This is a genomic window from Burkholderia sp. Bp9090 (genome assembly GCF_003857985.1).
GTDB lineage: Bacteria > Pseudomonadota > Gammaproteobacteria > Burkholderiales > Burkholderiaceae > Burkholderia.
The window spans coordinates 1-12470 of the sequence record NZ_QTPV01000053.1 but is presented as its reverse complement, the minus strand read 5'-3'; the positions used below and the strand labels follow the sequence as shown (position 1 = coordinate 12470).

At 67.4% G+C, this 12470-nt stretch carries 8 protein-coding genes, 1 rRNA gene and 1 pseudogene; 6 read left to right on the top strand and 4 right to left on the bottom strand.

The window, feature by feature from the left end; translation table 11 throughout:
• Positions 1-5 precede the first annotated feature (5 nt).
• The 4 genes from gcvP (at position 6) to lipA (ending at position 6479) form a co-directional block, all read left to right on the top strand.
• Complete coding sequence (gcvP, locus tag DIE16_RS31950; RefSeq protein ID WP_124646630.1) at positions 6-2870, top strand: aminomethyl-transferring glycine dehydrogenase; 2865 nt, start codon at positions 6-8, stop codon at positions 2868-2870.
• A 93-nt stretch (positions 2871-2963) separates the two neighbouring features.
• A complete protein-coding gene (glyA, locus tag DIE16_RS31945; protein WP_124646631.1) occupies positions 2964-4220 on the top strand; it encodes a serine hydroxymethyltransferase in 1257 nt (418 codons plus the stop codon).
• Between the two features lie 162 nt (positions 4221-4382).
• Positions 4383-5501, top strand: a complete 1119-nt coding sequence (gene gcvT / locus DIE16_RS31940; protein WP_124523610.1) for a glycine cleavage system aminomethyltransferase GcvT — start codon at positions 4383-4385, stop codon at positions 5499-5501.
• Positions 5502-5504: 3 nt separating this feature from the next.
• On the top strand, positions 5505-6479 hold the full coding sequence (lipA, locus tag DIE16_RS31935; protein WP_124488499.1) for a lipoyl synthase: 975 nt from the start codon (positions 5505-5507) through the stop codon (positions 6477-6479).
• Positions 6480-6567: 88 nt separating this feature from the next.
• On the opposite strand, the gene DIE16_RS31930 is transcribed toward lipA, so the two are convergent.
• Genes DIE16_RS31930 through DIE16_RS31920 form a run of 3 tightly spaced genes read right to left on the bottom strand, consistent with a single transcriptional unit; the run spans position 6568 to position 10245 of the window.
• The gene (locus DIE16_RS31930) at positions 6568-7758 is read right to left on the bottom strand and encodes an acetyl-CoA C-acetyltransferase (RefSeq protein WP_124894118.1); all 1191 of its coding nucleotides are present in this window, start codon (positions 7756-7758) and stop codon (positions 6568-6570) included.
• 18 nt (positions 7759-7776) lie between these two features.
• Positions 7777-8544, bottom strand: a complete 768-nt coding sequence (locus DIE16_RS31925) for a 3-hydroxyacyl-CoA dehydrogenase (RefSeq protein WP_124894117.1) — start codon at positions 8542-8544, stop codon at positions 7777-7779.
• Between the two features lie 27 nt (positions 8545-8571).
• Positions 8572-10245, bottom strand: a complete 1674-nt coding sequence (locus tag DIE16_RS31920; protein ID WP_124488496.1) for an acyl-CoA synthetase — start codon at positions 10243-10245, stop codon at positions 8572-8574.
• Between the two features lie 135 nt (positions 10246-10380).
• Here DIE16_RS31920 and DIE16_RS31910 point away from each other — a divergent pair, with 135 nt between their 5' ends.
• Complete coding sequence (locus DIE16_RS31910) at positions 10381-11385, top strand: AraC family transcriptional regulator (RefSeq protein ID WP_124894116.1); 1005 nt, start codon at positions 10381-10383, stop codon at positions 11383-11385.
• Positions 11386-11615: 230 nt separating this feature from the next.
• A pseudogene (locus DIE16_RS31905) lies at positions 11616-11986 on the top strand (nuclear transport factor 2 family protein).
• Between the two features lie 149 nt (positions 11987-12135).
• Here DIE16_RS31905 and rrf read toward each other — a convergent pair.
• A 5S ribosomal RNA gene (gene rrf / locus DIE16_RS31900) occupies positions 12136-12248 on the bottom strand.
• Between the last annotated feature and the right edge of the window lie 222 nt (positions 12249-12470).

The window sequence follows — 12470 nt, the reverse complement described above, 5'->3', positions numbered from 1 at the left end:
CGGCCATGAACGCATTCGATTCCGTCGCGCAGCGCGCGTCGTTCGTCCGCCGCCACATCGGCCCCGATGCCGACGAACAGGCCGCGATGCTGGCCGTGCTCGGCGTGGACTCCGTCGACGAGCTGGTGAAGCAGGTCGTCCCCGCGGCGATCCGCAGCGATGCCCCGCTCGCCCTGCCTCCCGGCTGCACCGAAGCCGACGCGCTGGACCGGCTGGCTGCACTGGCAGGCCGCAACCAGGTGTTCCGCTCGTTCATCGGCATGGGATACCACGACACCCACACGCCGCCGGTCATTCAGCGCAACGTGCTGGAAAATCCGGCCTGGTACACGGCCTACACGCCGTACCAGCCGGAAATCTCGCAAGGCCGCCTGGAGGCGCTGCTCAACTTCCAGACCATGATCGCCGACCTGACCGGCCTCGAGATCGCCAACGCGTCGATGCTCGACGAAGGCACCGCGGCCGCCGAGGCGATGACGTTCTGCCGGCGCCTCGCCCGGTCGGACAGCCGGATCTTCTTCGTCGCACATGATTGCCATCCGCAAACGATCGAGATCGTTCGCACGCGCGCGGAGCCGCTCGGCATCGAGATCGTCGTCGGAGATCCGCGCCGCGATCTGTCCGCCACCGGCTGTTTCGCCGCGCTGCTGCAATATCCGGGCACCTTCGGCGACATCCATGATTACCGCGACGTGGTCGGCACCCTGCATGCGAACGGCGCGCTGGCCGTGGTCGCCGCCGACCTGCTCGCGCTGACCCTGCTCGCGCCGCCGGGCGAATTCGGCGCCGACGTGGCGGTCGGCACCACGCAGCGCTTCGGCGTGCCGCTGGGTTACGGCGGCCCGCACGCCGGTTATTTCGCGACGCGCGACACGTTCAGGCGCACGATGCCGGGACGACTGGTCGGCATGTCGATCGACGCGCACGGCCGCCCGGCGCTGCGCCTCGCGATGCAGACGCGCGAACAGCACATCCGGCGCGAGAAGGCCACCAGCAACATCTGCACCGCGCAAGTACTGCTCGCCAATATCGCCGGCTTCTACGCGGCCTATCACGGCCCGCACGGACTGACCGCGATCGCGCGCCGCATCCACCGCCTCACCGCGATCCTGGCCGCTGGCCTGCGCCGGCTCGGCCATGCCGTGCCAACCGAATACTGCTTCGACACCATCGCCGTCGACAGCGGCATTCGCACCGATGCCGTGCACGAGGCGGCACGGGCCCGCCGGGTCAACCTGCGCACCATCGACGCGCGCCGGATCGGCATCTCGCTCGACGAGACGACCACGTCCGACGATATCGTCATGCTCTGGTCGATCTTCTCCGAAGGGCGCGCCGTTCCCGACTTCGCGGCCGTCGACGCCGCCACCGCCGATGCGTTGCCTGCCCCGCTGCTGCGCCGGAGCGCCTTCCTCACGCACCCGGCGTTCAACAGCCACCATTCGGAAACGCAAATGCTGCGCTACCTGCGCCGGCTCGCCGACCAGGATCTCGCGCTCGACCGCACGATGATTCCGCTCGGCAGCTGCACGATGAAGCTGAACGCCACCGTGGAAATGATGCCGATCACGTGGCCGGCGTTCGCCCGGCTGCATCCGTTCGCACCGGCCGAACAGGCCGACGGCTATCGCGTGCTGGCGCGGGAACTCGAGGCAATGCTGTGCACGATCACCGGATACGACGCGGTGTCGCTGCAGCCGAATGCGGGCTCGCAAGGCGAATACGCGGGCCTGCTCGCGATCCGCGCGTATCACGCGAGCCGCGGCGAGGCACGGCGCGACATCTGCCTGATTCCGTCGTCGGCGCACGGCACGAACCCGGCATCCGCACAGATGGCCGGCATGCAGGTCGTCGTCGTCGACTGCGACGACGACGGCAACGTCGACATCGAGGACCTCGCCGCCAAGGCCGCCTGGTACGACAGCCGGCTGGCCGCGATCATGATCACCTATCCGTCGACCCACGGCGTGTTCGAGGCCCGCGTACGCGACGCCTGCGACATCGTCCATGCGCACGGCGGCCAGGTCTACATCGACGGCGCCAACATGAACGCGCTGGTCGGCCTCGCCCGGCCGGGCGCGTTCGGCGGCGACGTGTCCCACCTGAACCTGCACAAGACCTTCTGCATCCCGCACGGCGGCGGCGGCCCCGGCGTCGGCCCGATCGGCGTCAAGGCGCATCTCGCGCCGTTCCTGCCCGGGCATCGGGAGGGCAGCGTGCCGGGGATCGGTGCGGTGTCCGCGGCGCCGCTCGGCAGCGCGAGCATCCTGCCGATCACGTGGACCTACATCACGTTGATGGGGTCGCGCGGGTTGCAGCGTGCAACCGAGGTGGCGATCCTCAACGCCAACTACATCGCCGCGCGCCTCTCGCCACACTACCCGATTCTCTATACGGGGCCGAACGGCCGCGTCGCGCACGAATGCATCATCGACCTGCGGCCGTTGAAGGACAGCAGCGGCATCAGCGTCGACGACGTCGCCAAGCGCCTGATCGATTTCGGCTTCCACGCGCCGACGATGAGCTTCCCCGTCGCCGGCACGCTGATGATCGAGCCGACCGAATCGGAATCGAAGGCCGAACTCGACCGGTTCATCGACGCGATGATCGCGATCCGCGCCGAAATCGCAGCCGTGGAAGCGGGCACGCTGGATGCCCAAGACAATCCGCTCAAGCACGCGCCGCACACGGCGGCCGAACTCGTGGGCGACTGGCCTCACGCGTATTCGCGCGAACAGGCCGTCTATCCGCTCGGCGTCGCGGCGACGGCAGGCGGCAAGTACTGGCCGCCGGTTTCGCGGGTCGACAACGTCTACGGCGACCGCAACCTCGTGTGTTCGTGTCCGCCGATGGAAGCGTATCGATCGTGACGCGCCGGCCGCCCCACTCGTAACGACACTCAACCCTGCTTGAGCGGCCGCGCACCCGACGTGCGCGCCGCACCGATACCAGGAGAAGGAAAAATGTTCAGCAAAGACATGCGGATCGAAGGCTTCGATGACGAACTGTGGACGGCGATGGAACGCGAGCGCATTCGCCAGGAAGACCATATCGAGCTCATCGCTTCGGAAAACTACACGAGCCCGCGCGTGCTGCAGGCGCAAGGCTCGGTGCTGACCAACAAGTATGCCGAGGGCTATCCGGGCAAGCGCTACTACGGCGGCTGTGAATTCGTCGACGTTGTCGAACAGCTGGCGATCGATCGCGCAAAGGCGCTGTTCGGTGCCGACTACGCGAACGTGCAGCCTCATTCCGGCAGCCAGGCCAACGCCGCCGTCTACATGGCACTGCTCGAGCCGCACGACACGATACTCGGCATGAGCCTCGCGCACGGCGGTCACCTGACGCATGGCGCGCATGTGAATTTCTCGGGCAAGCTCTATCGTGCGGTGCAGTACGGCCTGAACGCGAAAACCGGCGAGATCGATTACGACCAGGTCGAGGCGCTGGCGACCGCGCAACGGCCGAAACTGATCACGGCCGGCTTCTCCGCCTATTCCCGCGTGGTGGACTGGGCACGCTTCCGGCAGATCGCCGACGCCATCGGCGCATACCTGTTCGTCGACATGGCCCACGTCGCGGGCCTGGTGGCGGCCGGCGCGTACCCGAATCCGCTGCCGCACGCGGACGTCGTCACCACGACGACCCACAAGACGTTGCGCGGCCCGCGCGGGGGCCTGATTCTCGCCCGGACGAACCCGGAGATCGAGAAGAAGCTCAATTCCGTCGTGTTCCCCGGCATCCAGGGCGGCCCGCTGATGCATGTCATCGCCGCCAAGGCCGTTGCGTTCAAGGAAGCGCTGTCGCCCGGGTTCCGGATCCATCAGCAGCAGGTGGTCGCCAACGCCCGGGCCATGGCCGATACGTTCGTCAAACGCGGCTTCGACATCGTCTCCGGCGGAACGGACAATCACCTGTTCCTCGTCAGCCTGATCCGCCAGGGGCTGACCGGCAAGGCGGCCGATGCGGCGCTGGGCCGCGCGCACATCACCGTGAACAAGAACGCGGTGCCCGACGACCCGCAGAGCCCGTTCGTCACCAGCGGCATTCGCATCGGCACGCCTGCCGTGACGAGCCGCGGTTTCAGGGAAGCGGAAGCGCGCGCGGTGGCCGGCTGGATCTGCGACATCCTGGCCGATATCGAGAACCCGTCGGTCATCGACCGCGTTCGGCGACACGTCGCCGAACTGTGCGGCGCATTCCCGGTATACGGCAAGTAACGGCCGCTCGGGCCATTGCCCGACCGTTCTTCGGGAGCGACTTCGACGTCGCTCCGGAGAACGGGACACGCCTCCGGATACGGGATCGTTCCAGTCGTTCATTCCGTACTCCGAAGCTGTGCCGCGCGCGATCTCCTAAAATCCTGTTGATCCGGAATAACGATGACGATCCCACTTTCCCGTACTCCACTTCACGACCTTCACGTCGAGCTCGGCGCGAAGATGGTTCCGTTCGCCGGGTACGAAATGCCCGTCCAGTACCCGCTCGGCATCCTCAAAGAGCATCTTCACACGCGCGAGCAGGCCGGGCTGTTCGATGTCTCGCACATGGGACAGGTGCTGCTGTCGGGCCCGGATGCCGCCGCCGCGCTCGAAACGCTGGTGCCGGTCGACGTGATCGACCTCCCGCCGGGCATGCAGCGCTACGCGTTGTTCACGAACGAGCAAGGCGGCATTCTCGACGACCTGATGATCACCCGCCTCGGCGACGCCGAGCTGATCGCGGTCGTCAACGCCGCGTGCAAGGACCGCGACCTCCGCCATCTGAGGGAACGGATCGGCCACCGCTGTAACGTCGTCGAACTGGCCGACCGCGCGCTGCTCGCCCTGCAAGGGCCGGCCGCCGCGTCGATTCTGGCGCGCCTGGCGCCCCGCCTGGCCGAACTGGTCTTCATGCAAAGCACGCGTGTCGAGCTGGCCGGCGCGGCGTGCATGGTCAGCCGCTCCGGCTACACCGGCGAGGACGGCTACGAGATCTCCGTGCCGGCCGATCGGGCGGAAGCACTCGCACGCCTGCTGCTGGCCGACCCTGCCGTCGAGCCGATCGGCCTCGGCGCGCGCGATTCGCTGCGTCTCGAAGCCGGCCTGTGCCTGTACGGCCACGACATCGACACCGGCACCACGCCGATCGAAGGCGGGCTGCTGTGGGCCCTCTCGAAAGTGCGACGCCCTGGCGGTGCACGCGCCGGCGGCTATCCCGGCGCGGATGTCGTCGCGCGGCAGATCGCCGAGGGCGTGAAAAGAAGACGCGTCGGCTTCGTCGTGAAAGACCGGGTGCCGGTGCGCGAGGGCGCCGACATCGTCGACGCCGACGGGCGCTCGATCGGCACGGTGACGAGCGGCGGCTTCGGTCCGACGTACGGCGGCCCGGTGGCCATCGGCCATGTCGCGGCCGAATTCGCGACACCGGGCACGGCGCTGCATGCGATCGTCCGCGGCAAACCGGTTCCGATGGAAGTCGCGAGAACCCCGTTCGTCGCGCAACGCTACTACCGCGGGTAAGCCATGGCGAACACGAATATCCGCAACACGCCGATGGCCGCCGGAACCCGGCTCTCCGCCGCCGAAAAAATGGCTCGCATCCCCGTGAGGATCGTCGCGACCGAACCGGCCGACATGCCGCGCAAGCCTGAATGGATTCGTGCCGCCTTTCCCGGCTCGCGCGAGGTGATGGCGCTCAAGAAGGTCCTGCGCGAGCAGAAGCTGCATACGGTATGCGAGGAAGCCGGTTGCCCGAATCTCGGCGAGTGCTTCGCTCACGGCACGGCGACCTTCATGATCATGGGCGCCATCTGTACACGGCGTTGTCCGTTCTGCGATGTCGGGCACGGCCGCCCGCTTCCGCTCGATCCGGACGAGCCGGCACGACTCGCCGAAACGATCGCAGCGATGAGGCTCAAGTACGTGGTGATCACGTCGGTCGATCGCGACGACCTGCGCGACGGCGGCGCCGCACACTTTGCGGCCTGCATCGGCGCCGCACGCGGGATCGACCCGGCACTCCGGATCGAGGCGCTGACGCCGGATTTTCGCGGCAGGCACGAGGTCGCGCTGAACCTGCTCGCGGCATCCCCGCCGGATGTGTTCAACCATAATCTGGAAACCGTGCCGCGCTTGTATCGCGAGGCGCGGCCGGGCGCCGACTACCGGCACTCGCTGGGCCTGCTGCAGGCATTCAGGTCCGCGGCGCCGAACGTGCCGACCAAGTCGGGCCTGATGCTGGGCCTCGGCGAAGAGATCGACGAGGTCGAACAGGTGATGCGCGACTTGCGCGCGCATGGTGTCGACATGCTGACCCTCGGCCAGTATCTGCAGCCGACCCGCCACCACCTGCCCGTGAAGCGCTTCGTTCCACCCGCGGAATTCGCGCAGTTGCGGCAGCGCGCGCTTGCGCTCGGGTTCAGCCAGGTCGCATCGGGGCCGATGGTGCGCTCGTCCTATCACGCCGACCTGCAGGCGAAAGGCGAAACGGTCGAATGACGGCGGGTTCGGCGAAGCGCGCGTGACGCGCTTCGCCGATGCGGCGGTATGGCCCCGGACCAGACCGCCTGCGTCCTCCCGGCGCGCGTTACGCGACGCGCTCGATCGCGATCGCCGTCGCCTCGCCGCCGCCGATGCACAGCGACGCGACGCCGCGCTTGAGCCCATACGCTTCGAGCGCGGCCAGCAGCGTCACCATCACGCGTGCGCCCGATGCGCCGATCGGATGGCCGAGCGCGCACGCGCCGCCGTGCACGTTCACCTTGTCGTGCGACAGGTCGAGATCGCGCATCGCGGCCATCGCAACCACCGCGAACGCTTCGTTGATCTCGAACAGGTCGACGTCGCGCAGGTTCCAGCCGGTTTTCTCCGACAGCTTGCGGATCGCGCCGATCGGCGCCGTCGCGAACAGCCCCGGCTTGTTCGCGTAGGTCGAATGCCCGACGATCACCGCCTTCGGCGCGAGGCCGAGCCGGTCCGCTTCCGAGCGGCGCATCATCACGAGCGCGGCCGCACCGTCGGAAATCGACGACGAATTGGCGGCCGTCACCGTGCCGCCTTCGCGGAACGCCGGCTTGAGCGTCGGAATCTTGTCGAGCTTCGCTTTGCCCGGCTGCTCGTCGATCGACACGACGGCTTCCGCCTTGCCGGCCTTCACCGTCACCGGCGCGATCTCCGACACGAAGCGCCCTTCCGCGATCGCGCGTTGCGCGCGCGTCAGCGACGCGATCGCGAACGCGTCCTGCTCCTCGCGCGTGAACTGGTAGGCCTGCGCGCAATCCTCCGCGAACGTGCCCATCAGCCGGCCCTTGTCGTACGCATCCTCGAGACCGTCGAGGAACATGTGGTCGAGCACCTGGCCGTGGCCCATCCGCATCCCCGCGCGCGCTTTCGGCAGCAGGTACGGCGCATTCGTCATGCTCTCCATCCCGCCCGCGACGGCCACGCCCGCCGAACCTGCCAGCAGCAGGTCATGCACGAACATCGCGGCCTTCATTCCGGAGCCGCACATCTTGTTGACCGTGGTCGCGCCAGTACCCAGCGGCAAGCCGGCCTTCAGCGCGGCCTGCCGTGCCGGCGCCTGGCCCTGCCCGGCCGGCAGCACGCAGCCGAACACGATTTCATCGATGCGCTCCGCGGGCACGTTCGCGCGCTCGAGCGCCGCGCGGATCGCCACCGCGCCGAGCTCGCTCGCGCTGGCAGCGGCCAGGTCGCCCTGAAAACCACCCATCGGCGTGCGTGCCGCGCCGACGATTACGATCGGATCCTGTGTCGTCATGATTGCATTCCTCCAGTGTCAGCGCGGTGCCATGCGCAGCGCGCCATCGAGACGGATGACTTCGCCGTTCAGCATCGTATTCTCGGCGACGTGGCGCACCAGCGCCGCGAATTCGTCGGGGCGACCGAGCCGCGGCGGGAAGGGCACGCTCTTGCCGAGCGCGTCCTGCACGTCCTGCGGCATGCCGGCCATCATCGGCGTCGCGAAGATGCCCGGCGCGATCGTCACCACGCGAATGCCGAACCGCGCGAGCTCGCGCGCGATCGGCAGCGTCATGCCCACCACGCCGCTCTTCGATGCCGCATACGCGGCCTGCCCGATCTGTCCGTCGAACGCCGCGACCGACGCGGTGTTGACGATCACGCCACGCTCGCCTTCCGCGTCGGCGTCCTGTTTCGACATCGCATCCGCCGCCAGCCGGATCATGTTGAACGTGCCGACCAGGTTGATCGATACCGCACGCGCGAAGCGATCGAGCGAATGCGGGCCTTCGCGGCCGACCACCTTCTCGCCCGGTGCGACGCCCGCGCAATTCACGAGCGCATCGATGCGGCCGAACGCAGCGCGCGCGGCGGCAACGGCGGCCTGCCCGTCGGCTTCGCTCGTCACGTCGGTCTTCACGAAGCGTGCGGATGTGCCGAGTTCGTGCGCGAGGCTCGCGCCGGCGTCTTCATTGACGTCCAGCAGCACGGCGTTGCCGCCTTCGGCGACCACCATGCGCGCCACCGCGGCACCGAGGCCCGAACCGGCGCCCGTAATCAGAAAAACGCGATCCTTGATGTTCATTCGCAGTCCGTAGTCAGTATTCGATAGTCAGGATTGAGCGACCTTCTCGGCTTCCATCTTGCGCAGCACGAAGCGCTGGATCTTGCCGCTCGGGGTTTTCGGCAGCGCGTCGACGAACTCGATCGCGCGCGGATAGGCGTGGGCCGACAACCGCCGCTTCACGTGCTGGCTGAGTTCGTCGGCCAGCGCCGGCGTGCCGTCGAAGCCCTTCGACAGCACGACGAACGCCTTGACGATCTCCGTGCGCTCCGGGTCCGGCACGCCGATCACCGCGGCCTCGCTGACGGCCGGATGCTCGATCAACGCGCTTTCCACGTCGAACGGGCCGATCCGGTAGCCGGACGACGTGATCACGTCGTCCGCGCGGCCGATGAAGCTCACGGTGCCGTCCGGCTCGAGCTCGACGTTGTCGCCGGTCCGGTAGTAGCCGCCCGCGATGGCCGGCGTGTCCTGCTGCCAGTAGCCGGAGAACCACAGCAGCGGCGAGCGAGCGATGTCGATCGCGAGGTTGCCGGGCTCGCCGGGGCCGAGTTCGCGACCGGTGTCGTCAAGCACCGCGACGCGATAGCCGGGCATCGCGAGGCCGGCCGAACCGGTATGGACGACGTGCGCGAGCCCGTGATGATTGTTCACGACCATGCCGAGTTCGGTCTGGCCGTAGTGATCGTAGATCGGCGCGCCGAGCGCCGCGTGGAACCAGCGCACGACTTCCGGATTCAGCGGTTCGCCCGCGCTGCTGACGACCCGCAGCTGCCCTTTCAGGCGCGATGCTGCTTCCGTGCCGGCCGCCATCAGCATCCGGTACGCGGTCGGCGAACCGGCGAGGCTCGTGATACCGAGCCGTTCGATCACGTCGTAGGTGCTGTCGACCGTGAAGCCGCCCTCGTACAGCGTCGTGGCGTGGCCGAGCAGCAGCGGGCCCGTGATCGCGTAGTAGAGGCCGTATGCCCAGCCCGGATCGGCGATGTTCCAGAAACGATCGCCGGCGCGCAGGTCCACCGCGTCGCGCATGTATGCGCCGAACGCGAGCAGCGCGCGCAGCGGCACCGGCACGCCCTTCGGCAGGCCCGTCGTGCCCGACGTCGACATCATCATGAACAGGTCGGTGCCCTTGCGCGGCACCGGTTCGAATAGCGCGGACTGTGCGTCGAGCGCCGCACGGAAATCGATGTCGCGCGCCGGCAGCGCGTCGCCCGCCTCGCGCACCGTCGCGACCCGCGGGCAATCCACGATCTCGTCGAGCTTCGCGCGATTCGCGATGTTGGTGACGACCAGACGCGCATCGCTCATGCGCAGCCGGTGCTCGATCGCCTTCGGTCCGAACGCGGTGAAGAGCGGCTGATAGACGGCGCCTGCGCGCCACGTGCCGAGGATCGTCGCGACGAGTTCGGGCGTGCGCGGCAACAGGCCGGCGACCACGTCGCCCGGCTTCACGCCCTCCTCGACCAGCAGGTTCGCGACCCGCGCCGACAGCGCCTGCATCTGCGCGAACGTGAAGCTGCGGTGCCGGCCGCCGACGTCGATCCAGTCGAGCGCGATCGCATCCGGATCCGCCGCCGCATGCCGGTCGCAGCATTCCACGCAGGCGTTCAGGCCCTGCTCCAGGTCGCCGTGCAGCTGTGCGGCGGCAGTCTCGATACGGAAGCCGGCCACGGCGTCGGCGTAGGCCGGCACCACCCGGGCGGTTGCTCCATCACGCATGCGTGTCTCCTGTTCGTTATGACCGCCGGCGAACCGGGGGTATATCGATGATGGTAGACAGCCGTCACATTGCAATCAATGACAAACAGAATCTAGAATCGTGATCGCTTTTGCCATGTCTGGAGGGCATGAAAAATGGGGCCGCAGATGATCTCGCCGGGTTTCGTCGAGGATGCGCTCGAGAGCCTGCGCCGGCGGCGGATGTCGACCGAGGCCGTGCTGCGTGCCGCCGGCCTGCCGGCCGCCGTGCGCGAGCCCGTCACGCCGCAGCAGTACGGCCGGTTGTGGCTGGCGATCGCCAGCGCGATCGATGACGAATTCTTCGGGCTCGCGGCCCGCCCGATGCGGCGCGGCAGCTTCACGCTGCTGTGCCATGCCGTGCTGCACGCGGGCACGCTCGAGAAGGCGCTGCGGCGTGCGCTGCAGTTCCTGCGTGCCGTGCTCGACGAACCGCACGGCGAGCTCGTGGTCGCCGACGGCCAGGCGCAGATCGTCCTCACGCAGGCAGGCGCACCGTATTCGGCGTTTGCTTACCGGACGTTCTGGCTGATCCTGCTCGGCGTCGCCTGCTGGCTGATCGGCCGGCGCATTCCGCTGCAGCGCATCGATTTCGCGTGCCCGAGCCCCGACCAGCGCGCTGACTACCACCAGTTCTTCGGTGTGCCCGTGCATTTCGACCGTCCCGACAGCCGGCTCGCGTTCAACGCCACGTACCTCGCGCTGCCGACGATCCGCTCCGCGCAGGCGCTGAAGACCTTCCTGCGCGGCGCGCCCGGCAACCTGCTCGTGCGCTATCGACACGACACCGGCTGGGTGGCGAAGACGCGCGCACGCCTGAAGGCGCTGCCGGCCAGCGAGTGGCCGGACTTCGATACGCTGGCCGTGCGCCTCGGCACGACGCCCGCGACGCTGCGGCGACGCCTGCGCAGCGAGGGGCAGAGCTTCGCGTCGATCAAGGACGAACTGCGCGGCGCGCTGGCCCAGTCGCTGCTGCGCGGACAAACGCTCAGCGTCGCGGAAATCGCGGCGGAACTCGGTTTTACCGAGCCCAGCGCGTTTCATCGTGCGTTCCGGAAATGGACGGGGACGAGCCCGGGGGCGTTTCGGCGGGAAGTCAACGGGGCGCAGGCGGAGCATTGAATTGGGGCGCTGGCGCCACGCTCGGTGCGAGCGCGCTGACGGGTGCGGCCGTCATGCAAGGTATGGAAGAACCGTGTTCCTCTGCTTGAGGCGGCGATTGTTGCTCGTTCGACGGCCATGCAGTCGATTCGGCTGCGAACCCGCAACCACCGTACCGTTTGTCGGCACCGCGGCACACCCGCCGACCATCCGTGGAATCCTGATCCTTCGAGCTGATGCGAGGCCCCGATATGGATACCGTTCGTGCAGTCATCGAACCCTATGAAACCGCACTTCGAGCGGCAATGCTCGCCAACGGCGTCGACGCACGGACACGTTGCTGGATGACGAGTTGGTCTTCACCGTTCCGAGTGGGCAGGTCATCTCGAAGCACGACGATCTGACCGCCCATCGCGCGAAACTGCTGCGTCTCGACACACTCGATATTCGGGAAACGCAGGCAAAAGCGATCGGCGAGATGATCCTCACCACGACGAAGGCCATGCTTGCCGGTTGTTTCGACGGCACCGCATTCAACGGCACGTTCGCCTACACGCGCCTGTGGCGCCGACCGGGCAGCGGCTGGCGTGTCGTCGCAGGACATGGATCGCAGATCGGTTGAACTGCGACATGCCTGCAAATCGACAAACTGCAGGACTCCGGGATCCGATCTGATCGATCGGCCGTCCTGACATTCGCTGAGATCGTGCATTTCTGCGCTGCAAATGCAAAAACCCCCGCCTGTTCGGGCGGGGGTTTCTGGCTTAGGGAGCCTGACGATTACCTACTTTCACACGGGAATCCGCACTATCATCGGCGTAGAGTCGTTTCACGGTCCTGTTCGGGATGGGAAGGGGTGGGACCGACTCGCTATGGTCATCAGGCAAAGAGGGTTGTTCTGCTGGCATGGCCAACAGAACCAATCTTGGAAGAAGCAGTAATTTTGAGTTGTGTGTATCACACACGAGAATTCAACTCGTCGCTCTGGATCTTGCGGCCGGTGCTGTCGCACGGCGCCGATCCATAAGGCAGACTTGTTATAGGATCAAGCCTTACGGGCAATTAGTATCAGTTAGCTGAACGCATTACTGCGCTTACACACCTGA

Excerpts from the sequence above, each read along its gene's own strand:
- gcvP (WP_124646630.1), top strand. The coding sequence starts at position 6 with ATGAACGCATTCGATTCCGTCGCGCAGCGCGCGTCGTTCGTCCGCCGC.
- glyA (WP_124646631.1), top strand. The coding sequence starts at position 2,964 with ATGTTCAGCAAAGACATGCGGATCGAAGGCTTCGATGACGAACTGTGG.
- gcvT (WP_124523610.1), top strand. The coding sequence starts at position 4,383 with ATGACGATCCCACTTTCCCGTACTCCACTTCACGACCTTCACGTCGAG.
- lipA (WP_124488499.1), top strand. The coding sequence starts at position 5,505 with ATGGCGAACACGAATATCCGCAACACGCCGATGGCCGCCGGAACCCGG.
- DIE16_RS31930 (WP_124894118.1), bottom strand. The coding sequence starts at position 7,758 with ATGACGACACAGGATCCGATCGTAATCGTCGGCGCGGCACGCACGCCG.
- DIE16_RS31925 (WP_124894117.1), bottom strand. The coding sequence starts at position 8,544 with ATGAACATCAAGGATCGCGTTTTTCTGATTACGGGCGCCGGTTCGGGC.
- DIE16_RS31920 (WP_124488496.1), bottom strand. The coding sequence starts at position 10,245 with ATGCGTGATGGAGCAACCGCCCGGGTGGTGCCGGCCTACGCCGACGCC.
- DIE16_RS31910 (WP_124894116.1), top strand. The coding sequence starts at position 10,381 with ATGGGGCCGCAGATGATCTCGCCGGGTTTCGTCGAGGATGCGCTCGAG.